Origin of the sequence: Gordonia sp. CNJ-863, assembly GCF_001942325.1 — a bacterium.
Taxonomy (GTDB): Bacteria; Actinomycetota; Actinomycetes; order Mycobacteriales; family Mycobacteriaceae; genus Gordonia; species Gordonia alkanivorans.
Genome location: NZ_MKKG01000094.1, coordinates 136981 through 161281, shown reverse-complemented (window position 1 = coordinate 161281; position 24301 = coordinate 136981). Strand labels below are relative to the sequence as shown.

The following is a 24301-nucleotide window of genomic DNA, read 5'->3' as shown; positions in this document are numbered from 1 at the left end:
GGGGGCGGCAATCCCCGCAGCACTCGCGTGTGGCACATGTCACGGGCCGCCGGAAAGCTCTCCGGTTGCCCACGCGCACGGGTAGAGACGAAGAGATGAAGCCCTCCAGCATCACCCAGTTGCGCGGCGACGGTATCCGGCTCGCCGCCGACATCTGGGAACCCTCCGGCCCGCCGACCGGCACCGCACTGCTGCTGCACGGAGGTGGACAGACCCGGCACTCGTGGCAGCGGACCGGTGCCCGCCTCGCCGAGCACGGCTGGCGCGCTCTGACCATCGACGCCCGCGGCCACGGCGACAGCGAATGGCCCGACGACGCCGACTACAGCAACGGTGCGCACGCCCGCGACCTGCGGCAGATCGTCGACGACCTGGGTGAACCGCCGGTACTGATCGGTGCCTCGATGGGCGGGCTGGCGTCCCTGCACGCTGCGGGTCACGACCCGTCCATCGCACGGGCGCTGGTCCTCGTCGACATCACGCCCACCGCCGAACCCGAGGGGATCGCCAAGATCACCGGCTTCATGCGCGACGGACTCACCGGCTTCGACAGTCTCCAGGACGCCCTCGACGCCGTCGTCGCCTACAACCCGCACCGGAGTCGCCCGCCCCGGATCGAGGGGCTCCGCAAGAACCTCCGCGAGCGCGACGGCCGCTGGTACTGGCATTGGGACCCGCGAATGCTCGCGCCGCGCGACCACATGGAGCGGACGGCCGCCGAACGCGAGGAACGTGCACGGGAGGCCGCTCGGGCGGTGCGGGTGCCGACCCTGCTCATCCGGGGCAAACAGTCCGACGTTGTCAGCGACGAGGGCGCACGGGAACTCCTCGAACTGATCCCCGGTGCCCGCTACATCGACGTCACCGGCGCCGGCCACATGGTCAGCGGTGATGACAACGACGTCCTGAGTAGCGGTCTGATCGATTTCCTCGACGATCTCGTGAGCACCGAATCCCGCTGAAACGCAACGGTCCCGGCACGCGAAGCGCCGGGACCGTCGACGTGAGAACTACTTGCCGAAGCCGGCGCGCTTGAGCGCGTCGGCCATCGCACCGCTCGGCGCCGGCCGGCGGTCGTTGCGGTTGTTGCCGCCGCCGCGGTTGCCCTGGTTGCCGCGACCGCCCTGGCCGCCCTGGCCGCCACGCTGATCGTTGCGGCGTCCCTGGCCTCCGCCCCCACCGCGGTTGCCGCGCTCGTTGTCGCTGCGCGGCGCACGAGTGCCGCCCTTGCCGCCGGAGTTGCCGGTCCCCGGCTCGTCGTCGAGGCGAAGCGACAGTCCGATCCGCTTGCGTTCGACGTCGACGTCCATGACCTTCACCTTCACGATGTCGCCGGACTTCACGACCTCGTGCGGGTCGGACACGAAGCGGTGGGCCATCGCCGACACATGGACCAGGCCGTCCTGGTGGACGCCCACGTCGACGAAGGCGCCGAAGGCCGCCACGTTGGTGACCTGACCTTCCAGCACCATGCCGGGCGTGAGGTCGGAGACTTTCTCGATCCCGGCGGCGAAGGTCGCCGTCTTGAACTCGGGGCGCGGGTCGCGACCCGGCTTGTCGAGCTCGGCGATGATGTCGATGACGGTCGGACGACCGAAGGTCTCGTCGACGAAGTCGTCGGGACGCAGCTTGGTGAGGGTGGCGGTGTCACCGATCAGCGAGCGGACGTCGGCGCCGACCTTGTCGAGAATGCGGGTGACGACCGGGTAGGCCTCCGGGTGCACGCTGGACGCGTCGAGCGGGTTGTCGCCGTCGGTGATCCGGAGGAAGCCGGCACACTGCTCGAACGCCTTGGGCCCGAGGCGCGGCACATCGGTGATCTGCTTGCGGCTGCGGAAGGCCCCGTTCGAGTCACGGTGCGCGACAATGGATTCCGCAAGTCCGGCGGTGATGCCGGAGACGCGGGAAAGCAGCGGCACCGATGCGGTGTTCACGTCCACACCCACCGCGTTCACCGCATCCTCGACCACGGCGCCGAGCGACCGGGCGAGCAGCGTCTCGGAGACGTCGTGCTGGTACTGGCCGACGCCGATCGACTTGGGATCGATCTTCACCAGTTCCGCGAGCGGGTCCTGCAGGCGGCGGGCGATCGACACGGCGCCACGGATCGACACGTCGAGGTCGGGCAGTTCCTTCGAGGCGTACGCCGACGCCGAGTACACCGATGCCCCGGCCTCCGAGACCACGACGCTCGTCGGCGGCTTCTTACCGGAGTCCTTGATCGCGGCGATCAGTTCGCCGGCCAGGGCGTCGGTCTCCCGCGACGCGGTGCCGTTGCCGATCGCGATCAGATCGACGCCGTGCTTCTGGACGAGCGCACCCAGCACCGCCAGCGCACCGGCCTTGTCGCGACGCGGCTCGTGCGGATAGATGGTGGCCGTGTCGACGACCTTGCCGGTCTCGTTGACCACGGCCACCTTCACGCCGGTCCGCAGGCCGGGGTCGAGGCCCATCGTGGTGCGGGCGCCGGCCGGGGCGGCCAGGAGCAGGTCCTTGAGGTTGGTGGCGAAGACGGCCACCGCGTCGGCCTCGGCGGCCTGGCGCAGACGCATCCGGACGTCGAGCGAGAGTCCGACGAACAGCTTGGTGCGCCACGCCCAGCGGACGGTGTCGGCGAGCCAGCGGTCGGCGGGACGGCCCTGATCGGAGATCCCGAACCGGGCAGCGATGCGCTGCTCGTAGGGACCGGGTCCGGCCGGACGATCGGCCGCCTCGGGATCGGCGTCGAGGGTGACCGAGAGGATCTCCTCGCGTTCTCCGCGAAGCACCGCGAGCACCCGGTGCGACGGGATCGAGGTGAAGGGTTCGGAGAAGTCGAAGTAGTCGGCGAACTTGGCGCCGGCCGCCTCCTTGCCCTCGCGGACGGCAGTCCGCAGCACGCCGGTCTGCCACATCAGTTCACGCAGTTCACCGACCAGGTCGGCATCCTCGGCGAACCGCTCGACGGCGATCGCGCGGGCGCCGTCGAGCTGTTCGGCGGTGAAGGTCGACGGATCGGTGGTCGGATCCGACAGCAGCGCGTCGGCCACCGGCTCGTGCCCGGCCTCGCGGGCGATCTGGGCCTTGGTGCGGCGCTTGGGCTTGTACGGCAGGTAGATGTCCTCGAGGCGGGCCTTGGTGTCGGCCGCGAGGATTCGTGCGTCGAGTTCGGCGTCGAGCTTGCCCTGTGCGGCGATCGACTCGCGGACCGACTGACGCCGGGCCTCGAGGTCGCGCAGGTATCCGAGACGCTCGTCGAGGGTGCGCAGTTGGGTGTCGTCGAGACCGCCGGTCACCTCTTTGCGGTACCGGGCGACGAACGGGACGGTCGACCCGCCGTCGAGTAGTTCGATCGCGGCCCGGACCTGTCCGACGCCGACGCCGAGTTCGGTGGCGATCGCCGACGCGATGCGGGCGTTCACGACCGCGGGGTCGGGGGTGGGCACCGTCTGCGGGGTCGCGGCATCCGATGGGGCGGGGACTGCGGGAGCGGACTCGGGCTGGGGCACGGACGCGGGTGACACGGTTTCTGACACGATCGCCGACCCTACCGGCCGCCTCGGACAGCTGTCAGCCGCGACCCACCGCATTGTGGACACGCGCACTCTCGTACAGACAGATCGCTGCCGCGGCGGCGACGTTGAGACTCTCCGCGCGACCGCGGATGGGGATGGACACCCGGTGGTCGGCGGCCGCCTGGATGTCGGCGGACAGGCCGTGGGCCTCGTTACCGAAGAGCCAGCCGACCCGGCCGGACAACACCTCGGCGGCGTGATCGAGGTTCACCTCGCCGTCGGCGGCCGTCGCGAGCAGCGAGATGCCGGCGCCGGCGATGGCGTCGAGACCCTCGGTCAGGGCGCGCTGACGCACCACCGGCACGGTGAACACGCTCCCGGCGCTCGCGCGGACGCACTTGCCGTTGTGGGGATCGACGGCGTCACCGAGCAGCACGACCGCATCGGCGCCCATCGCGTCGGCGCATCGGATGAGGGTTCCGGCGTTGCCGGGTTCCCGCGGTTCGACGGCGATCGCGAGGAGCCGCGGCTCGTCGGCGAGGACGGCCTCGAGCGGCACGTCGAGGAGCGGGCAGACAGCGAAGATCCCGGGCGGGGTCGAGGTCTCCGCGAGCTTCGACGCCGCACGGGCGGAGATCACGAGAACCGGGACGCCGGCCGCCTCGGCGGCGGCGGTGATCCCCTGATGCCGGAGCTGGTCCTCGTCGGCGACCAGCACCACCTCGGCGCGGTCGACCGCGAGAGCCGAGGACACCGAGTTGGCCCCCTCGGCGAGGAAACGCCCCTGCTCACGCCGCTCGGCAGCGCGATGGAGCTTCGCATACGACACGACCCGCGAGGATCGCTCGGACAGGATCTCCGTCATCGGATCATCCCTCGGGCGACTCGCGGGTCGTGTGTGGTGTGGCGCAATCAGGCAGCCGGGGCGTTGACGTCGGCCGGCAGGGCCTTGCGGGCGACCTCGACCAGGCCGGTGAAGGCCTCGGGATCGGTCACCGCGATGTCGGCGAGCACCTTGCGGTCGACCTCGACACCAGCGGCCTTGAGGCCCTGGATGAAGCGGTTGTAGGTGATGTCGTTGGCGCGGGCCGCAGCGTTGATACGCGCGATCCACAGCTTCCGGAACTCACCCTTGCGGGCGCGACGGTCCCGGTAGGCATAGGTCATCGAGTGGAGCTGCTGCTCCTTGGCCTTGCGGTAGAGGCGCGACCGCTGGCCGCGGTAGCCCTTCGAGGCCTCGAGGGTGGACCGACGCTTCTTCTGGGCGTTCACTGCCCTTTTCACGCGTGCCATGTGTTAAATCCTTTTGCTTGTCAGAGGTCAGGGTTCGCGCGCGTCAGATGTTCAGCAGGCGCTTGATGCGAGGGGCGTCGTTCTCGCTGACGACGGTGGTGCCGTCGAGACGACGGGTGCGCTTGGAGGGCTTGTGCTCCAGCAGGTGGCGGCGGTTGGCCTTCTGACGGACGATCTTGCCGCTGCCGGTCACCTTGAATCGCTTCGCGGTGCCCTTGTGGGTCTTGCTCTTAGGCATGTCTTTCCTTCTGTCGGGCGAACTCCGGCAGCCGAACCTGATCAGGTCCGGCTGGCATCCGGGTTCACGTCTCGTGATCTCGGCCGGGACGGGGCCTTCGCCTGCGTCCGGCCGAACGGCTCAGCTCTCGTCCGGCGCGTTCTTCGGGCCGCCGGAACGTTCGCGGCTCTCTTGCGCCTTCTGGCGGGTCTTCGCGCCCTTGTGCGGGGCGAGGACCATCGTCATATTGCGACCGTCCTGCTTGGCCGAGGTCTCGACGAAGCCGTAGTCGGCGACATCGTTGCCCAGGCGCTGCAACAGGCGGTAGCCGAGCTCAGGACGGGACTGCTCGCGGCCGCGGAACATGATGGTCACCTTCACCTTTGACCCCGCCTCGAGGAACCGGACGACGTGACCCTTCTTGGTCTCGTAGTCGTGGTCGTCGATCTTGGGTCGGAGCTTCTGCTCCTTGATGACGGTCATCTGCTGATTGCGACGCGATTCGCGCTGCTTCTGGGCCGCTTCGTACTTGAACTTGCCGTAGTCCATGATCTTGCATACCGGCGGACGGGCGTCGGGAGCCACCTCGACGAGGTCGAGGTCGGCTTCATAAGCCAAGCGAAGCGCATCTTCAACACGCACGATGCCCACCTGCTCCGAGTTGGGTCCGACGAGTCGGACCTCAGGGACGCGGATGCGCTCGTTGATGCGGGTCTCAGTGCTGATGGGGCCTCCTAGTTCAATCCTGCAGTGGTAACCGTCGCGTCGTGGCGAGGGTCGTGTGCAGGAGAACAGCGCAAACCTCAGCAAACGAGCCCCGGGACAGTTGTCCGCGGGGCTCCGATACCGACCGATTCTCCTACTGCGCCCAAGGGCACAGCGCGGCCGATGTCGCCGGTCGCATCGACGAGGATGCGATCTGCGACGATCGGCGTGAACCGGACCGTACAACTGCGGTGATCTCGCGGGGCGAGCACTGCGTCGAACGGTGGGAGCGGAACTCCACTTACGACCCCGGCGCATACCAGGGCGGTCGTGCTATGGGAGTCTAACAGCCATGGCCGAGAACCCCAATTCGTCACCAGCACCGACACCCCAGGAGGGTGCGACGGGTAGTGGCGCCGACATCGATGATGCGGCACGCACTGACCGCGACAACGTCCGTGACCTGGGAGATATTCCGGCCATCGAGGTCATCACCCGTTCCGTCGTGATGCTCATGAGTGCCGCCGCCGAGAAGCTCGGCCTGGCCGAGGGCACCTCCGAAGACCGGATCGACCTGCCCGAGGCCCGGACCCTCATCACCGCGCTGGCCGGTCTTGTCGACGCGTCGAAGGCTGACCTGGGCATCCACGCCGCACCCATCCGCGACGGCCTCAAGGGCCTGCAGCTCGCCTTCCGCGAGGCCAGCGCCTACCCCGACGAGCCCGGCGAGGGTCCCGGCGAGAAGTACACCGGTCCGGTCCGCGCCCCGAAGAAGTAGGACCGCGGCCCCGCGCCGCTCTACCCTGGTCACATGACGAATCCCGGAGAATCCGACCCGACGAGCACAGCGTCGGAAAGCGCCTCGTCGGACGACACCATCGACGCCGAGATCGTGTACACCGGGCCGGTGCCGGGAACCCTGCCCGATCCCGACTACACCGACAGCGGTGTCCCGACCTTCGACTTCGTCCGCGACAAGATCGAGAACCGCATCACCACCGCGATCGGCTCCCAGGAGCTCGCCGAGGCGAGTGCCGAGGGGCAGAGCGTCGACGAGATGATGCGCAAGCGCGACGAGGCCGCGAAGAAGCGCCTCGAGGAGATCCGGAAATCGATGGGCAAGTAGGAGTACACCCACTCCCCGACATCGCACATCGCCACCTCCGCCCAGATGCGCTACCTGTAAGTAGCTCCGCTGCAACGGAAGTGGCGATTCTCGTCAGGACGTGGCAGCGCCGGCCTCGTTGCTCAACAGCTCCCGGCACAGCAGGTCGACAACCCATTGCTCGATCCGCTCCGAGTTCCACCCCCTGTTCGCGAGGTGTGTCCAGGTCTCGTGACCGAACGCGAGCGAACACACGTCGCACGCCGTGTCGACGTCGATGCCCCCGCGGAGGGTTCCGGCCGGCCAACCCGTGAAGTTCCGACGGCGCCCGTCATCGCCGCGACCCTCGCCGTCGCGGTAAGCGGTGGCGAGCACGTCGTTGGTGAGACTGCCCTCGTAGAGCAGCGCGACGATGTCGCCCGGACCGTCGAACATGCGTCGCCGATGACGGACCATGGCCCCGATCTGCTGCCGCGGCGACACACCGGGCGCCTGCAACTCCGCCACCAGCTGCGGCACGTCGGCCTCCTCGTCGACGAGATCGACGAGCGCGGTCGCGAGACCGGCCTTGTTGCCGAAGACCGCATAGACGGTCGGCTCGGCGACCCCCGCGGCTTTCGCGACCTCCTTGAGAGTGGTCTTGCTCCAACCCTTTTCGGCGAACAGTCGACGAGCCTCGGCCGCGAGTCGCGCACGGGTCTCACGCGCCTGGGCCTCACGACGCGGCGACGAGTATGTGCGTTTCCCTTGTCCCATCGGTGCGACCTCCCCTATATTCAGTGAGTCAGACTCAATCAACCGTGTACGACTCACCCAATCTAGGACCACTGATGAAGAATTCCAAACTCTCCGGATATGGGCTCGCACTCGGCGGATTGCTCGTCTGCGTCGGCGGGGCCTCACATCCGCACGGCCCGATGGACTCTCCCGAGAGTCATGTCATCGGAATGCTGGAAGACCCGACCTGGGTGCCGACCCACACGATCGCCCTGGTCGGAACCGCGATCATCGCGGCGTCGCTGATTGCCCTGGCACGTTCGGGCGTCCGACCGGCGAAGGTCACCCCGTATCTCGTGGTGGCGGCGGTCGGGGCGGCGCTCGCGACCATCGAGTACGTCCCGCACATCGCCGCGAAGCTCGAACTGGACGCCCTGAGAGCCGGCGAGGCGGCGCCCATCACGCGCACCCACGAGGTCCTGGCGGTGTACTCGGGGCCCGTCTTCGGATTCGGATCGGCACTGCTGGCACTCGTGGTCGCGATCACCGCCACCCGACGTCGGTCGCTGTGGGCGCTCGTCGCTATCCCGGGCATCGTCGGCGGGATCGCGGGCGGCCTCGCGGTACCCCTGCTCCTCGTGACCCGGGATGTCCAGATGACGCTCCTGTTCCCCGGCGTCGCGGGCGTCGCGGTCTTCTACATCCTGCTGGGCATCGGCGTGGCGAGGGGCGCGGTGCTCAGCACACCCGAACCCGACGACGCGCGGACCGAGGATCTCCCCGCCCCCAACCGGCCCGCCCGTACCCGCGCCTGCCTGACCCGAACGCAGAATCGCCACCTCCGAGCAGCCTCGCCAACTGTAAATGGCGCTGCCGCACCGGAAGTGGCGACTCTGCGTGAATTCGATCAGCCCGCCGAGGCGACCGTCTCGTCGACCTCGAGGATCTCGGACAGGAACTTGCCGGTGTGGCTTCCGGGCGCGACCGCGATGTCCTCGGGTGTGCCCTCGGCGACGACCGTGCCGCCGCCGCTGCCGCCCTCGGGTCCCATGTCGATGACCCAGTCGGCCGTCTTGATGACGTCGAGGTTGTGCTCGATGGTGATGACCGTGTTGCCCTTGTCGACGAGACCGTTGATCACCGCGAGGAGCTTCTTGATGTCCTCGAAGTGCAGGCCGGTGGTCGGTTCGTCGAGGATGTAGACGGTGCGGCCCATCGAGCGCTTCTGCAGCTCGGCAGCCAGCTTCACGCGCTGCGCCTCACCTCCCGACAGCGTCGGTGCCGGCTGTCCGAGGCGGACATATCCGAGGCCGACATCGTCGAGGGTCTTGAGGTAGCGGTGGATCGAGGTGACCGGCTCGAAGAAGTCCGCGGCCTCCTCGATGGGCATGTCGAGGACCTCGGCGATCGTCTTGCCCTTGTAGTGGACCTCGAGGGTCTCGCGGTTGTAGCGGGCACCGTGGCACACCTCGCACGGTACGTAGACGTCCGGCAGGAAGTTCATCTCGATCTTGATCGTGCCCTCGCCGGCGCAGGCCTCACAGCGGCCACCCTTGACGTTGAACGAGAACCGGCCCGGCTGGTAGCCGCGAACCTTGGCCTCGGTCGTGGCCGCAAAGAGGGTGCGGATCTTGTCGAAGACGCCGGTGTAGGTCGCCGGGTTGGAGCGCGGGGTGCGTCCGATCGGCGACTGGTCGACCTGCACGAGCTTGTCGAGGTTGTCGAGTCCCTTGATCCGCGTGTGGCGGCCGGGCACCTGACGCGCGCCGTTGAGCTTGTTGGCGAGCACGGTCGCGAGGATGTCGTTGACCAGCGTCGACTTGCCGGAACCTGACACACCGGTCACTGCCGTCATCACGCCGAGCGGGAACGACACCTCGATCCCGCGCAGGTTGTGCTCACGCGCACCGACGACGGTCAGCTGACGCTTGCGGTCGATCGGCCGGCGGATCTCCGGGATCGGCAGCGAGTCCCGGCCGGACAGGTACGCACCGGTCAGCGACTTCCGGTTCTTCAGCAGATCCTTGTAGCTGCCGCTGTGCACGACGTGACCGCCGTGTTCACCGGCCCGTGGACCGATGTCGACGATCCAGTCGGCGGACCGGATGGTGTCCTCGTCGTGCTCGACGACGATCAGCGTGTTGCCCAGGTCGCGGAGTCGGGTGAGGGTCTCGATCAGTCGACGGTTGTCGCGCTGGTGCAGACCGATCGACGGCTCGTCGAGGACGTAGAGGACGCCTGCGAGTCCGGAACCGATCTGCGTCGCGAGGCGGATGCGCTGGGCCTCACCACCCGACAGCGACCCGGCCGCACGCGACAGCGACAGGTACTCCAGGCCGACGTCGAGCAGGAATCGGATACGTGCCTGGACCTCTTTGAGCACCCGGCCGGCGATCGCGGCCTGACGCTCGTCGAGGTGGAGGTTGTCGAGGAAGTCCGCGCAGTCGGCCACCGAGAGCGCACAGACCTCGGCGATCGACTTCGGGCCGTACTCGGGATGGTCGAGGGTGACCGCGAGGATCTCCGGACGCAGGCGCGCGCCCTGGCAGGCGGGGCACGGGACGTCACGCATATACCCCTCGTAGCGTTCCTTCATCTGCTCGGACTCGGTCTGGTCCATCCGCCGGGCGAGGAACGACATGACGCCCTCGAACTCGGTGTAGTACGAGCGGGTGCGTCCGTAGCGGTTGCGGAACTTCACATGCACCTGGTGGTCGCTGCCGTTGAGCAACGCGCGACGCGCCTTGACCGGCAGCTTCTTCCACGGGGTGTCGACGTCGAAGCCCATCTGGTCGGCCAGGCCGGACATCAGGCGCAGGAAGTAGTCGGCGTTGTGTCCGGTCGACCACGGCGCGATCGCACCCTCGGAGAGGGTCATCTCGGGGTCGGGCACGACGAGTTCCTCGTCGACCTCCTTGCGCACACCGAGGCCGTCGCATTCGGGGCAGGCACCGTACGGCGAGTTGAACGAGAACGAACGCGGCTCGAGGTCGTCGATGGCGATCGGGTGGGCGTTGGGGCACGCCATCTTCTCGGAGAACCGGCGCTCGCGGTTCGGGTCGTCCTCCTCGAGGTCGACGAAGTCGAGCACGATGATGCCGTCGGCGAGACGCAGACCGGTCTCGACCGAATCGGTGAGGCGCTGCTTGGCACTGGCCTTCACGACGAGGCGGTCGACGACGACCTCGATGTCGTGCTTCTCCTGCTTCTTCAGCTTCGGCGGATCGGTCAGCTGGTGGACGACGCCGTCGATCCGGGCACGGGAGAAGCCCTGCGTCTGGAGTTCGGCGAACAGGTCGACGAACTCGCCCTTGCGGGTGCGGACCACCGGGGCGAGGACCTGGAACCGGGTGCCCTCCTCCATGGCGAGGACCTGGTCGACGATCTGCTGCGGCGTCTGCTTGGCGATCGCCTCGCCACAGATCGGACAGTGCGCCTTACCCGCGCGGGCGTAGAGCAGACGGAGGTAGTCGTAGACCTCGGTGATGGTGCCGACCGTCGACCGCGGGTTGCGGTTGGTCGACTTCTGGTCGATGGACACTGCCGGCGAAAGACCTTCGATGAAGTCGACGTCGGGCTTGTCCATCTGACCGAGGAACTGCCGGGCGTACGCCGAGAGCGACTCGACGTAGCGACGCTGGCCCTCGGCGAAGATCGTGTCGAAGGCGAGGGACGACTTGCCCGATCCCGACAACCCGGTGAACACGATGAGGCTGTCCCGAGGGAGGTCGACATCGATGCCCCGCAGGTTGTGTTCGCGGGCACCTCGGACGATCAGACGATCAACCACTGCAGTCCTAACATTCTTCTCGAGTCAGAGTCTTCTCAAACTCACCGGGGCGCACGGGTGGCGCATGGGCACCGTAACGACAGGCACCGACAATTGTGTTCCGTGAGCGTCGGCCCGGATGGGATTCGAGGCCCGAGCGCCGGACGATCGGTCTCGCCATCCGCACATACACCATCGGACCGATGTTCCACGATACCCGCGCCCCGTCCACGCCCGACCGTCGCGAGCGTCACACACCGGCCGAGCGGTGTCATAGCCTTGTCGCATGACCTCATCGACACCGATCAGCGACTCCTACACCGGCGATCTCTCCGAGTCGAAGACCCCGCAGCGACGCACCCTCGACTCGGCCACCATCGTCAAGCTGTCCGTCGGATCGATGGACAACAATGTGTACGTGGTGACCTCGAAGGCCACCGGCGACCAGCTGATCATCGACGCCGCCAACGACGCGGACACGATCATCGCCACTCTCGACGCCATCGGCGGGAAGCCCGCACTGATCTTCACGACGCACCAGCACTTCGACCATGTGCAGGCACTGGCCGCGGTGAGCGAACACACCGGCGTCCCCACCGCGGCCGGCCGATTCGACGCCCCCGAGTTGCCGGTCACCCCCGACCGTCTCGTCGACGACGGTGACGTGATCGAGGTGGGCGACCTCCGGTTCGAGGCGATCCACCTCGTCGGCCACACCCCGGGTTCCATCGCCCTCGCCCTGACCGACGGCGACACCGTTCACCTGTTCACCGGCGACTGCCTGTTCCCCGGTGGCATCGGCAAGACCTGGAAGTCCGAGGACTTCGAGACCCTCATCGAAGACGTCTCCACCAAGGTGTTCGACCGCTTCGGCGACTCGACGGTCGTCTATCCCGGACACGGCAAGGACACCACCTTGGGCGCCGAGCGTCCGTCGCTGCAGGAGTGGCGCGAACGCGGCTGGTGACGTCCCGCAACCCCACCTCTTTTCCGTAGACGCACCACCTGACGACAGGGCGGGTTTACGGAAGAGTGGCGGGTTTGCTTCAGGTTTGGGCGTGGGCCTCTGCGGATACCTGACATCCGAAACGCTCTACCGATCGTGACCTCGGCAGTCCCGAAGTTCCCGAACGGATCACGAAGAGTCGATTCACCTGCATGTATCCGGAGGGCGGGTAGCGTTGATCAGGCCACAAATGCGCTGTATCCCGACGGATCTCGAACCGCACTCGATCGAAGAAGGTTGTGACCGATGATTCTCCGCCGTATCGCCCGCCCGCTCCTTGCGTCTGCGTTCGTCGCCAGTGGCGTCGACGCCATTCGGAGCCCGAAACCGATCGCGCAGTCCGCGGCGCCGCTCGTCGACAAGGCGCGCACCGCACTGCCGCCGGAGGTCGCAGACAAGGTCCCGGAGAACACCGAGACCTTGGTGCAGATCAACGCCGCGGCACAGATCGGTGGCGGCATCCTGCTGGCGACCGGCAAATTCCCGCGCCTCGCCTCGGTCGTGCTGGCCGGAACCCTGATCCCGACGACGGCCGCCGGCACGGACTTCTGGAACGAGGCCGACCCGGTCCGCAAGGAAGCCCAGCGCGACGCGTTCATCAGGAACATCGGTCTCCTCGGCGGCGTTCTGCTGGCCGCGGTGGACACCGAGGGCAAGCCGTCGCTCGCGTGGCGTGGCAAGCAGAAGGCCAGTGCCGTCGCCGCGGCACTCCCGATCGGCGCCGCCGCCGGCCACTCCACCTGGGACACCCTCGTCGAGCGCGGCCATGAGGGCGCCGAGATCGTCGGCGAGCGGTCAGCTGAAGCCGGTGACCTTCTGAGCAAGGGTGCACACGTCCTGTCGGAGCGTTCCGCGGAGTGGACGGCCGAGGCCGCCGCCAAGTTCCGCGAGCACGCTCCTGAACTGGCCGAGTCCGCGCAGAAGCGGTCGCTCGAGATCGCGGAGCGGGCCGCCGACACCGCGGCCGAGGTCGCCGACCGTCTGCGCGATCGTGCACCTGTGCTCGCCGACGCTGCCCTGGTCCGCTCGTCGACCCTGGCCGACGCCGCACTCGATCGATCGTCGGAACTGGCCGAGACCGCCCGCAAGCGGGGACCGAAGCTGGCCAAGCAGGCGCAGAAGCGCGCGAAGAAGGCCAAGAAGCAGGCGGCGAAGAACGCTCCGAAGTTCGCCGACGTGGCCCGCGACCGTTCGGCCGAGTTCGCCGACATTGCACGGGACCGCTCGGCCGAATTCGCCGAACTCGCGCGCGCCCGGTCGGCCGAGCTCGCCGAGTCCGCCCGCCATCTCGCGGCCGCTGCCGAGGAGACCGCGGCGTACACCGCAGACGAGGGCCGCAAGCGCTGGCGCAAGGCGCGCGGCTGACCGTCCTGCCCGGTAGCCGGATGCGAGTACGACGCTGAGCACCACCGACCACCACACGGACGCGGCACACCCACCAGAGAACTATCCCTGGGTGTCCGCGTCCGTTGTGGTCGAGCGGGACCCGCCGACTGCTCCCCCAGCCGGTACGCGTCTGGTGGTCGCGGTCGGCTCGAACGCGGCGCCGAGCGTGTTGCGCCGCAAGCTCGGTCACCTCGACCCCGCCGGCGTCCTGCATCTGACGCCGGTGCGGGTCGCCAACATCACAGTCGGCCATTCCGCACACGTCGCGGCACGTGGATACGTGCCCGCGGCACCCGTTCACACAGGTCACGGCTCGTTGGAGGCGGTGGCCGCCTGGCTCTCACCCCGGCAGACCGAGGCGCTGGATCTCACCGAACCCAACTACGATCGACGGACAGTGAACACGCACGACCATCCCCTCATTCTCGGTGAACCTCGGCTGCCCGCCGACGGTCCCGCCTCTCCGGACGAGTTCGACATCTACGTGTCGCGTCACGGAGTCCTGGCCGACCCCTCGGCCGGGACGCCATTGCCGTTCGGCAGCCAGGCGGGTGTCTTCGGGTGGCTGGCGCGACATCTCGGCGACCCCGATCTACACGGCTCGGCGGCCGAGGTCTGCGCTCGCCTGGCGATCGCGGATCACGCGACCCGGGTCACTGGACTGATCAGAGCTGCCGGACTGTCACGGTCGGCGTGGCCCGTCAATGCGCGAGGAGTTGTGGCGTGACCGCACTGTCCCCCGACACCGACCCTCGGATCAGCGAGGAACAGGAACATCTCGACCGCGTCTACGGCCGTCTCGACCGGATGCGCCGGACCACGCAGCGTCGCCTGTCCTCGACCCTCAGCGAGCGCGGCGAAACCCCGCAGGCGCTCTCGGAGCGCGAGTCCTACGAGCGGATGTACAACGAGGACCTCGCGAAATTCGATGCCGCCGAACACAATCTGTACTTCGGGCGCCTCGACCTCGACGACGGCGAGATCCGGCGGATCGGCCGTATCGGTGTGCTCGACGACGGCCTGGGCGACGACGGTACTCACGACCACACCGCGACCGACGCGACGCTGCTGCTCGACTGGCGCGCACCACTCGCACGTCCCTTCTACCTGGCCACGCCGGCTGCCCCCGAGGATGTCGCCCGCCGTCGCCACATCCGCACCCGCAGCCGCAAGGTCCGCGGGGTCAGCGACGAATCGCTGACCGCAGGCGACGCCCTGCTCGACGACTTCGGTCACGGCGACGTCGTCAACGAATCCGCTCTCGTCGCCGCCCTCAACGCGGCGCGTACCGGCGAGATGACCGACATCGTCGAGACCATCCAGCGGGAGCAGGACCTCATCATCCGGTCGACGCACCGAGGCGTGACGGTCATCCAGGGCGGGCCGGGAACCGGCAAGACGGCCGTGGCGCTGCACCGCGCCGCGTACCTGCTCTACACGCATCGTGAGATCCTCTCGCGCAGCGGCATTCTCATCATCGGACCGAACGACGACTTCCTCAGCTACATCGGTCAGGTCTTGCCGTCCCTCGGCGAGTCCGGTGTCCTGCTCTCGACGATCGGCGACCTGTTCCCCGGTGTCCGGGCCCGTAGCGAGGACGCGCGGGTCACCACCGGCGTCAAGGGCGGCCTCCGGATGGTCGACGTCCTCAAACGTGCGGTGCGGGCCAAGCAGTCGTTGCCGTCCCGGCCGGAGCCGGTGGATTTCGACAGCTACCGGGTCGAGATCGACTCCGAACTGGTCAAGGCAGCACGGGCCAAGGCCCGTTCGACACGTCGCGCGCACAACCAGTCCCAGAACGCCTTCCTCAAGGCCGGTCTCGCCGAGCTCGCCCGACGTCATGCCTCGACCATCGGTTCCAGCCTGCTCGACGGTTCGCAGCTCCTGAGCCCCGCCGACATCGCCGACATCCGCGACGAGATGAGCCACGATCCCGACATCCGTGCGGCGCTGCTGAAGTTCTGGCCCACGCTGACGCCGCAGGACATGCTGCGCGAGTTGCTCACCGACGAACGGGCGATCCGTAAGACCACACCCGGTTGGTCCGACGCCGACCGTGCGGCGCTGCTGCGGGAACCGCGCACCTACTCGACCACCGGGGACGACTTCTCCCCCGCCGACGTGCCGCTCCTCGACGAGCTGGCCGAACTCATCGGCTACGGCACCGACGACGCCGAACGTGCCGAACGCGCACGCTGGCGTCGCCAGCTCGCCGAGGCGCAGGATGCGCTCGACATCTTGACGGGTTCGGCCCCACAGGATCTCGAGGACGAGCTCGATCCCGAGATCCTGATGGCCTACGACCTGATCGACGCCGAACAGCTGGCGTCGCGTCAGACCGAGACCCGCCGCGCCACCACCGCCGAACGCGCCTACGGCGACCGCACCTGGACCTTCGGGCACGTGATCGTCGACGAGGCCCAGGAACTCTCGCCGATGGCGTGGCGAATGGTGATGCGCCGCATCCCGAACCGGTGGATGACCATCATCGGCGACACCGCGCAGACCTCAGACGAGGCGGGCACCCGGTCGTGGGGTGAGGTGCTCGAGACGTACGTCGCCAAGCGCTGGCAGTTCAAGGAACTGTCGGTGAACTACCGCACGCCCAGCGAGATCATGACGTACGCCGCTCGTGTTCTCGACGAGATCGGCAACGGGGAGACCGCGCCGACGTCGTTGCGCAGCAACGGTATCGAACCGGTGGCGATCGCGGTGGGCGACACCGGTGACGCGGAGGGCATCTCGGCCGGCGTCCTCCGCGCCGTCGACCTCGCCGAACCCCAGGGACTCACGGCCGTCGTGGTCCCGGACACGCTGGTCGATGCGGTGAACGCCGCTCTGGACCCGGACGCATTCGACGCGAAGGGCGTCGATGCCCCGAAGGTCTACACGGTCCGCACCTGCAAGGGTCTGGAGTTCGACACCACGATCGTGGTCGAACCGGCCGCGATCATCGCCCAGTCACCGCGCGGTCTCAGCGACCTGTACGTCGCGTTGACCCGTGCCACCCAGCGACTCGTCATCGTGCACGACGAGGCGCTGCCTGCGGTGCTCGCGGACCTTCCGGCCGTCACCGACGCCGCGACTCCAAGTCGCTGAGCGCCGCGTCGATCCGCGGCCCGAACTCCGACAGCGCATCGCTGCCGACGATGCCGAGATGGTCGGTGTCGATGTCGATCCGGGTGATGCCACCGCCCAGGTAGGGCGCCCAGCGGCGCGGGCCCGCATCCGCCGATTCCTCGGTGACGCTGTCGGCGGCGACGATGAGCATGGTGTCGCCGTCGTACGGCCGCGGCCGGTGCGAGATGGTGCGTTCGGCAGAACTCGTCATACGCTTCAGCATCCGATCGAACGACTCCGCATCGAGCAACCCGAGTCCGGTGACCTTGTCCCGGACCGCGGCGGCGATCGCTTCCGGCGCAACCGATCCCGGATCGTCGGGGTCGACGAGCTCATCGACGTCGACGACCTCACGCCAGCCGCCCAGCAACTCCGAGGCCAACTCCCGGGCGTCGATGTCCATCGACATCTCCCCCTCGTCCGTCCAACTCGTCGCCGGCTCGACGTCGTCGGCCGGATAACTGTCGAGCAGACCCAGGAATCCGACGTCCTCGCCGCGCAACCGCAGTTCGACGGCCATCTCCTGTGCGATCAGGCCACCGATCGACCACCCCAGCAGGTGGTACGGCCCCGCGGGCGCGATGCGTCGGATCTCGTCGACGTAGCGCACGGCGAGATCGTGCACCGTGGCGTCGGGGAGATCGCCGGCCACCACGTACGGGTCCTGGATTCCGTACACCGGCCGGTCGTCGAGATGGGGTGCGAGACCAGCGAACAACCACGCCAACCCGTCGGCGGGATGCACACAGAACACCGGGTTCCGTGAGCCCTCCCGGCGCAGCGGTACGACGACGCCGCCGTTCGTCGGATCGGACGTATCCGCTCCGGCGGCTTCCGATTGGAGGTGTGCAGCCAGCCGCGCACCGAGGTCGCGAGGCGTCGGTCCGGCGAACACCCAGGCGACCTCGACCGAAATACACGTGCGGCGGCGTAGTTCGGCGACGAGACGGACCGCGGACAGCGACGTCCCGCCGACGTCGAAGAATCCCTGCACTGCGCTCGTGACCGCGACGCCGGTGACCTCGGTCATGCACTCGGCGACGAGCACCTCCCACTTCCCGGCCGGCGCCACCGGCTGATCCGCGACGTGTGCGTCGTGAGCGGTTTCGCCGATCATCGTCGACATCCGCGCATGGTCGGGTCGTCCGTCGTCCCCGACCGGGACCTCGTCGACGATGGTCAGGACCGACGGAACACAATGCGGTGCAATCACTTCGACGGCGGCTCGGCGAAGGTCGTCAGTGGTGATCCCCTCGGAGTCGACGCTCACCCACCCGTGGATCTCGACATCGTCGCCGTTCTGGACAGCGACGACGCCACTCACTCGCACACCATCGAGTTCGGCGAGTGTCGTCTCGACCAGGTCGAGATCGACGCGCAACCCGCCGACCCGGACCTGACGATCGAGGCGGCCGAGGACCTCGATCCGCGGCTCCTCATCACCATCCAGCCACCGTGCGAGCACGCCGGTCGAGGGATCGTCGGTGCGCAGTTCACCGGGGATTCGAGGCGGCAACGCCCGCCCGGCGGTGTCGACGACGACCGCGCCCGGTGCGTTCACAGCACCGAGTCGGCGGCGATCGTTCTCGGTCACCAGCTCGATCTCACCCAGCACGGTGGTGGTCGGTTCGTCCGCGGTGATCGCATCGATGATCCGGTGGAAGACATCGCGGAACACGGAAACCGTCTGCGGTTCGAAGAGTGCCGCCGCATAGTCGATCTCACCGGTGATGACGATCCCGTCGGGGGTGGTCGTCTCCACGAGCCCGAGGGTGAGGTCGACCTTGGCCGGCGGAGGCCCGTGGTCCACCGGCTGTACCCGCAGTCCGTTCGCGATCTCCGACGGTGCCGACGGCTGGTCGACCTGCCCTGCAGAGGCGTCGGCCAGGTAGTTGATCATGACCTGCACGAGCGGGGCGTGCGCGGTGGACCGGACGGGCGCGAGGCGTTCGACGAGCGTCTCGAACGGGATGTCCGCGTGGGCGAATGCGGATGCGTCGGTCTCGCGTACCAGTTCGAGCAGATCGGCGACGGTGTCGTCGGCACCGATCTTCGTGCGCAGGACGACGGTGTTGATGAACATGCCGATCATGCGCGCTGTCGCGGCCTGCCCACGGCCCGACACGGCAGCACCGACACTCACGTCGTCGACGTCGGCGAGTCTGGCCAGCGCGGCGGCGAATGCGGCGTGGCACACCATGAACGGCGTCAGCCCGGACGCCCGTGCGGTGCGGACGACCGCGGCACTGCGTTCGGGTCCGAGTTCGATCGGCAGTCGTCCGCCCCGGTGGTCGATCACGGGTGGTCGCGGCCGGTCCGTCGGAAGGTCGAGTGCCGCGGGGATGCCGTCGAGCACCGTCGACCAGTAGTCGTACTGGGCAGCCATCAGCGAGGTCGGGTCGTCGAGGTCGCCGAGTGCCTCGCGCTGCCAGAGCGTGTGGTCGGCGTAACCCACCGGGAGGGGCTCCGGTGCGGGAAAATCCGTTTCCGCCCTTCGCATCTGGTAGGCAACCAGCAGTTCTTCGGTCAGGATCTGCAGGGAGGCGGCATCACCGGCGATGTGGTGGATCACCACGACGACGCGGTAACCGCCGTCGACGGGTGACATCGCCGCGCGCACCGAAAGGTCGACGGTGACGTCGAATCCCTCGGCGCAGACGGCCATCACGGCATCGGGGTCGGTCGTCTCGTCCCACCGCAGACGGGTCGCGGCATCGGATGGGTCGAGGACGAGCTGTACCGGTGTCCCGTCGGCCGTCATCGGATAGACGGTGCGCAGCGGTTCGTGTCGGGCGATGGCGTCGAGCAAGGCCGCCCGCATCGCGGCGGGATCCGGGTCGCCGAGGACATCGAAGGCGACGGGCATGTTGTACACCGGCGACGCCACGTCGAACTGGTTGATGAACCAGATCCGTCGCTGCGCAAACGACAGCGGAATCCGCTCCGGGCGTCGGCGGCGATTCAACGGCTGCGCGGACAGCCTCCGCTGGGTCAGCGTGCGGGCGAGTTCTCGTACGGTCGGCGCACTGAAGACGTCGCGGATGTCGATGTCCACCCCGAGCCGTTCGGCGACTCCGGCGACGACACGCATCGCGGCCAGCGAGTGCCCGCCCAGGTCGAAGAACGGCACCGTCACCGATACCTCGTCGAGCGCCAGGACGTCGGCGAAGACAGCTGCCAGGGCCCGCTCGATCCCATCGGCGGGCGGGACGAACTCGTCCGACACCGCGGTCGGCGCGGGCAGGGCACGACGATCGAGCTTGCCGGTGGAGGTCAGCGGGACCTCGTCGAGAATCACCCACTGCGTCGGTCGCATGTACTGCGGCAGTGTCTCGGCCACGCGCGCCCGTACTGCATCAAGGTCGACGTCGCCGGCGAGGTAACCGACGAGGACCTCGCCCGACGGTTCGCTGCGCACGGTCGCCGCGGCGTGGGTGATGCCGTCGACCTGCGCGAGGATCGACTCGATCTCCGCCAACTCGATGCGCTGGCCGCGGAGTTTCACCTGGAAGTCCGCGCGGCCGAGGTACTCGAGCTCGCCCGCCGCATTCCATCGGACCAGGTCACCGGTCCGGTACAGCCGGGCACCCCGGCGGCCGGTGGGGTCGGCGACGAATCGTTCGGCGGTGAGATCCGGGCGGGAGGCGTACCCGCGGGCCAGCTGCCCGCCGCCGACATACAGTTCGCCGACCACCCCGATCGGTGCGGGTTGCAGCCGGTCGTCGAGGACCCAGGTCGTGGTGTTCGCGATCGGCCGTCCGATCGGCACCGTCACCTCGTCGGTGCCGAGGCGGTACGCGGTGACCTCGACCGCGGCCTCCGTGGGCCCGTACAGGTTGTCGATGTCCGCATCCGGGACGAGCGCACCCATCGCATGCGCGGTGGCGGCGGGCAGCGCCTCGCCAGAGGCGTGGACGCGCCGCAACGTCGCCAGGGCCGCGCGCCGCTCGGGGTCGTCGCCGACGTACTCGGCGAACGCCGCCATCATCGACGGCACGAAGTGGATCGACGTGATCCGCTGACGCCGGACCTCGTCGAGGACATAGGCGGGATCGATGTGCCGGCCGTCCTCGGCGATCACCAGTCGGGCGCCGGCCATCAGCGGGGCGAACAACTCCGGCACCGACACGTCGAAGGTGGCCGGGGTCTTCAGCATCACCACGTCGTCGGCACCGAGCGGTTCCCGGACGTGCATCCACGCGAGCCGGTTGAGGACTGCCCGGTGACTGACCGTGACTCCCTTGGGAGTTCCCGTCGAGCCCGACGTGAACAACGTGTACAGAGCGTTGTCCGGGTTCACCGCCCGACGGAATGCAGTGCGCGACACGGCAGCGACGTGACCGTCGGCGATCGGGGTGGCCGCGTCCACCACCAGCAGGTCCGACGCGACGCCGACGAGGACCTCGGGCCGGGGGTCGGCGGTCAGGATCACCGAGATCGATGCCGCCTCGATCATCGCCGCGAGTCGTTCCACCGGTGTTGCCGGGTCGATGACCACGTAGCCACCACCGGCGGCGACCACGGCATGGATCGCCAGGACGAGCTCGACGGAACGCGGGATGCACACGCCCACCGCGACATCCGGCCCCACGCCGTGGTCGGCCAGCCGCTGGGCCAAGTCGGACACCCGGGTGGTGAACTCCGCGTACGTCAGCGTTCGGTCCCCCGCCACCAGCGCCACCGCGTCGGGTTCGCGTCGCGCCGCGGCGTCGACCGCTTCGGAGACCGTCGACCAGGGCACGGACAGGTCCGGGCCGGAGACCAGTTCGTCGATCCGCGCGCGCTCGGCATCGTCGGCCAGATCGATCTCACCGACCGGTTGACCGTCGATCTCCGGGTCGGCGAGCGCGTCGAGCACCCGGATCAGCCGCGTGATCATCACCTCGATCGTCGACGCGTCGAACAGGTCGGTGGCGTAGACGATCTCGACCGGCCACGACCCGCCCGGGTCGACGCTGACGGCCACGGTCATGTCCAGCCGGGTGGTGCCGGTGGAGACCGCGATGGGTTCGAGGCGGAGTTCGCCCGGTTCGTCGGCACCGCCGGCCGTCTCGGCAGTGCCGGAACCGTGCAGCACCGACAACATCACCTGACTCAACGGGGCGAAGGCCTCGGATCGCGCCGGGGACAGCCGGTCCACGAGGTAGTCGAACGGGACATCCGCGCGGGCGAGCGCGTTGACGTCGTCGATGCGGACGCGGTCGAGGAAATCCCGGACGTCGATGGCCGGGTCGACCTCGCTCCGCAGGACCAGAGTGTTGACGAACATGCCGACCAGGTCGTCGAGATGAGCGTGGCCACGCCCGGCGACCGGCGTGCTGATCGCGATGTCGCGGCTCGCCGACAGTCGGGCCAGGAGGATTGCGAGGGCCGCATGAATGGTCATGAAGTCGGTGATCCCGCGTTGCCGGGACGAGGCTGAGATCCGTGCGGCCAGGCCGGTCGGGATCTCCGCGGTGACGCGTCCGCCACGCTGCGAGGCGACCGGTGGCCGCGGGCGATCCGTCGGCAGCGGGAGGAGATCGGGCAAGCCCGACAGCCGGTTGACCCAGTACCCGACCTGCTTGCCGAGGACCGAGTCCGGGGCTCCGACGTCGCCGAGCGTCTGCCGTTGCCACAGTGCGTGATCGGCGAACTGGACGGGGAGCTCGGTGAACGCCGGTGGCCGTCCCTCGGCACGCGCGAGGTACGCCGTCCACAGGTCGGACAGCAGCGGTCGCATCGACTCGCCGTCGGCCGCGATGTGGTGGACGAGGACGACGAGGAGGTGATCGTCACCGGTTGTGCCGTCGCCTCCTACTGCCAGTAGTCGCACGCGCAGCGGGATCTCGGTGGTGATGTCGAAACCGGGCTCACCGAGGAGCAGGGGCAGATCGTCGGCGGTGAGTGAATCGGCGGTCAGCGTGTCGGTTTCCCACCGCAGTGCCGCACGGGCATCGTCGACGTCCAGGATCCGTTGGAAGGGTTCACCCGCGTCGGCCGGGAAGACGGTGCGCAGGATCTCGTGCCGCGCGAGCACATCGACGACGGAGTCGCGCAGCGCCGACCCATCGAGCGGACCGCGTAGCCGGACGGCCAACGGGATGGTGTAGGCGGCCGACTCCGGCTCGAAGCGGTTGAGGAACCAGATGCGTTGCTGCGCATACGACAACGGAATACGGTGCGGGCGCTCGACGACCCGGACCAGTGGCGCCCGGGGAGGCTCCGAGTCGTAGGCGGTCTCGATCCGGCGGGCGAGCCGACGCACGGTGGTCGACTCGAAGATGTCGCGGACACCCAGGCGGACGCCGAACTGGTCCCCGGCACGCGCGCTCAGTCGGGTCGCCGACAGTGAGTTCCCGCCGATGGCGAAGAAATCCGCGGTGGCCGAGACTTTCTCGAGGTCGAGGATGTCTGCGACGATCGCGGCGAGGATTCGTTCTGTGTGACCCGACGGCGGTGCGTGGGTGCCGGCCGCGTCGTCGGCGGTGTCGATCTCCGGCAGCTGCCGCCGGTCGATCTTGCCGACCGGGTTGCGCGGGAGTTGTTCGAGGACACAGAGACTCGCGGGAACCATGTACGGCGGCAGCTGTGCGGCGAGATGTTCACGGAGGTCCGCGATGTCGAGGTCGGCACTCGGGTCGAGGGGTTCGACGTACCCCGCCAGCCCGGTGGCGGGGTCGCCCACACCGATGACGACCGCGTTGCGGACGGCCGGATGTGCGGTCAGCGCCGCCTCGATCTCGCCGAGTTCCAGGCGCTGGCCGCGCAGCTTCACCTGGAAGTCGCTGCGCCCCACATAGGTGAGTTCGCCGGTGCGCGAACGGCGGACGAGGTCGCCGGTGCGGTACATGCGGCTGCCCGGTGGTCCGAACGGAGCCGACACGAAACGCTCGGCGGTGAGGGCCGGACGGTCGTGGTAACCCCGGGCGAGCTCGCCGCCGGCGAGATACAGCTCGCCGACGACGCCGGGCGGCACCGGATGGAGTCGGCCGTCGAGGACGTGCGCGGTGGCGCCGGGAACGGGACGTCCCAACCGGACCGGCTCGTCGATGCCGATCGCCGGCGAGGTGACGCTGATGATCGTCGTCTCGGTGGGTCCGTAGCCGTTGTGGAAGGCGGTATGCGCAGCCCAACGGTCCTTCTCGGCGTCGGGGACGGCTTCGCCGCCGACGAGCACGTCGGTGAACGGCAACGACGCAGGGTTCGGTAGTGAGGCGGCCACCGAGGTGACCAGGAAAGCGTGCGTGGTGCGATGCGTCGTGATGAAGTCCGCCAGTTCATGTCCGCCGTAGATCTCCGGCGGGACGACGACGAGGGTGGCCGCGCTTCCGTAGGCGCCGAGGATCTCGAGGATCGCGGCGTCGAAGGCGGGTGAGCTGATGCCCAGCCATCGGGCCTGCGGTCCCGATCCGTGGCGCTCGCGCAGCGCCGTGACCACTCCCGCCAGGCCGCGGTGGGTCACGAGGACGCCCTTGGGCACGCCGGTCGAACCGGAGGTGAAGATCAT

The 24301-nt window shown here is 68.6% G+C and carries 15 protein-coding genes (1 of these 15 cut by a window edge); 7 read left to right on the top strand and 8 right to left on the bottom strand.

Annotated features, from left to right (window positions below):
- Window positions 1–95 precede the first annotated feature (95 nt).
- Window positions 96–962 (top strand): alpha/beta fold hydrolase, encoded by an 867-nt coding sequence (locus BJF87_RS25285; RefSeq protein WP_035752211.1) that lies wholly within the window; start codon window positions 96–98, stop codon window positions 960–962.
- 48 nt (window positions 963–1010) lie between these two features.
- Here the strand turns inward: BJF87_RS25285 and BJF87_RS25280 are convergent, their stop codons facing one another.
- The 5 genes from BJF87_RS25280 to infC form a co-directional block, all read right to left on the bottom strand.
- Window positions 1011–3503 carry a Tex family protein gene (locus tag BJF87_RS25280; protein ID WP_035752210.1) on the bottom strand — a complete coding sequence of 831 codons (2493 nt, stop codon included), beginning with the start codon at window positions 3501–3503 and terminating at the stop codon, window positions 1011–1013.
- 46 nt (window positions 3504–3549) lie between these two features.
- Complete coding sequence (locus tag BJF87_RS25275) at window positions 3550–4359, bottom strand: RNA methyltransferase (protein WP_006360757.1); 810 nt, start codon at window positions 4357–4359, stop codon at window positions 3550–3552.
- A 47-nt stretch (window positions 4360–4406) separates the two neighbouring features.
- The gene (gene rplT / locus BJF87_RS25270) at window positions 4407–4787 is read right to left on the bottom strand and encodes a 50S ribosomal protein L20 (protein ID WP_005178731.1); all 381 of its coding nucleotides are present in this window, start codon (window positions 4785–4787) and stop codon (window positions 4407–4409) included.
- A 43-nt stretch (window positions 4788–4830) separates the two neighbouring features.
- Window positions 4831–5025: a 50S ribosomal protein L35 gene (rpmI, locus tag BJF87_RS25265; RefSeq protein ID WP_006360758.1), complete on the bottom strand. Its 195-nt coding sequence runs from the start codon at window positions 5023–5025 to the stop codon at window positions 4831–4833.
- Window positions 5026–5145: 120 nt separating this feature from the next.
- Window positions 5146–5799: a translation initiation factor IF-3 gene (gene infC, locus BJF87_RS25260; RefSeq protein ID WP_075864103.1), complete on the bottom strand. Its 654-nt coding sequence runs from the start codon at window positions 5797–5799 to the stop codon at window positions 5146–5148.
- Window positions 5800–6061: 262 nt separating this feature from the next.
- Here infC and BJF87_RS25255 point away from each other — a divergent pair, with 262 nt between their 5' ends.
- Both BJF87_RS25255 and BJF87_RS25250 read left to right on the top strand, forming a co-directional pair.
- Window positions 6062–6487: a DUF1844 domain-containing protein gene (locus BJF87_RS25255; RefSeq protein WP_035752206.1), complete on the top strand. Its 426-nt coding sequence runs from the start codon at window positions 6062–6064 to the stop codon at window positions 6485–6487.
- Window positions 6488–6520: 33 nt separating this feature from the next.
- A complete protein-coding gene (locus BJF87_RS25250) occupies window positions 6521–6835 on the top strand; it encodes a hypothetical protein (RefSeq protein ID WP_035752203.1) in 315 nt (104 codons plus the stop codon).
- A 93-nt stretch (window positions 6836–6928) separates the two neighbouring features.
- Here the strand turns inward: BJF87_RS25250 and BJF87_RS25245 are convergent, their stop codons facing one another.
- Window positions 6929–7570: a TetR/AcrR family transcriptional regulator gene (locus tag BJF87_RS25245; RefSeq protein ID WP_075864095.1), complete on the bottom strand. Its 642-nt coding sequence runs from the start codon at window positions 7568–7570 to the stop codon at window positions 6929–6931.
- Window positions 7571–8438: 868 nt separating this feature from the next.
- Window positions 8439–11321 (bottom strand): excinuclease ABC subunit UvrA, encoded by a 2883-nt coding sequence (uvrA, locus tag BJF87_RS25235; RefSeq protein ID WP_035752194.1) that lies wholly within the window; start codon window positions 11319–11321, stop codon window positions 8439–8441.
- Between the two features lie 265 nt (window positions 11322–11586).
- On the opposite strand from uvrA, the gene BJF87_RS25230 reads away from it, so the two are divergent.
- The 4 genes from BJF87_RS25230 (at window position 11587) to BJF87_RS25215 (ending at window position 16791) form a co-directional block, all read left to right on the top strand.
- Complete coding sequence (locus BJF87_RS25230; protein ID WP_035752191.1) at window positions 11587–12267, top strand: MBL fold metallo-hydrolase; 681 nt, start codon at window positions 11587–11589, stop codon at window positions 12265–12267.
- Window positions 12268–12552: 285 nt separating this feature from the next.
- Window positions 12553–13671 carry a DoxX family protein gene (locus tag BJF87_RS25225; RefSeq protein WP_035752189.1) on the top strand — a complete coding sequence of 373 codons (1119 nt, stop codon included), beginning with the start codon at window positions 12553–12555 and terminating at the stop codon, window positions 13669–13671.
- Between the two features lie 91 nt (window positions 13672–13762).
- A complete protein-coding gene (locus tag BJF87_RS25220; protein WP_035752188.1) occupies window positions 13763–14419 on the top strand; it encodes a hypothetical protein in 657 nt (218 codons plus the stop codon).
- Window positions 14416–16791, top strand: a complete 2376-nt coding sequence (locus BJF87_RS25215) for an AAA family ATPase (RefSeq protein ID WP_035752186.1) — start codon at window positions 14416–14418, stop codon at window positions 16789–16791. The genes BJF87_RS25220 and BJF87_RS25215 overlap by 4 nt, the downstream gene beginning before the upstream one ends.
- Here the strand turns inward: BJF87_RS25215 and BJF87_RS25210 are convergent.
- Window positions 16763–24301, bottom strand: partial view of a non-ribosomal peptide synthetase gene (locus BJF87_RS25210; RefSeq protein ID WP_262339138.1) — the 3' portion only. 3375 nt of this gene lie beyond the right edge of the window; the window shows 7539 of its 10914 coding nt (coding positions 3376–10914); its start codon lies beyond the right edge, outside the window; the stop codon is at window positions 16763–16765. The two genes, BJF87_RS25215 and BJF87_RS25210, sit on opposite strands and share 29 nt — an antisense overlap.

Coding starts and splice junctions, on each gene's coding strand:
- BJF87_RS25245 (WP_075864095.1), bottom strand. CDS start 7,570: ATGGGACAAGGGAAACGCACATACTCGTCGCCGCGTCGTGAGGCCCAG.
- rplT (WP_005178731.1), bottom strand. CDS start 4,787: ATGGCACGCGTGAAAAGGGCAGTGAACGCCCAGAAGAAGCGTCGGTCC.
- BJF87_RS25230 (WP_035752191.1), top strand. CDS start 11,587: ATGACCTCATCGACACCGATCAGCGACTCCTACACCGGCGATCTCTCC.
- BJF87_RS25225 (WP_035752189.1), top strand. CDS start 12,553: ATGATTCTCCGCCGTATCGCCCGCCCGCTCCTTGCGTCTGCGTTCGTC.
- BJF87_RS25275 (WP_006360757.1), bottom strand. CDS start 4,359: ATGACGGAGATCCTGTCCGAGCGATCCTCGCGGGTCGTGTCGTATGCG.
- BJF87_RS25250 (WP_035752203.1), top strand. CDS start 6,521: ATGACGAATCCCGGAGAATCCGACCCGACGAGCACAGCGTCGGAAAGC.
- rpmI (WP_006360758.1), bottom strand. CDS start 5,025: ATGCCTAAGAGCAAGACCCACAAGGGCACCGCGAAGCGATTCAAGGTG.
- BJF87_RS25285 (WP_035752211.1), top strand. CDS start 96: ATGAAGCCCTCCAGCATCACCCAGTTGCGCGGCGACGGTATCCGGCTC.
- BJF87_RS25255 (WP_035752206.1), top strand. CDS start 6,062: ATGGCCGAGAACCCCAATTCGTCACCAGCACCGACACCCCAGGAGGGT.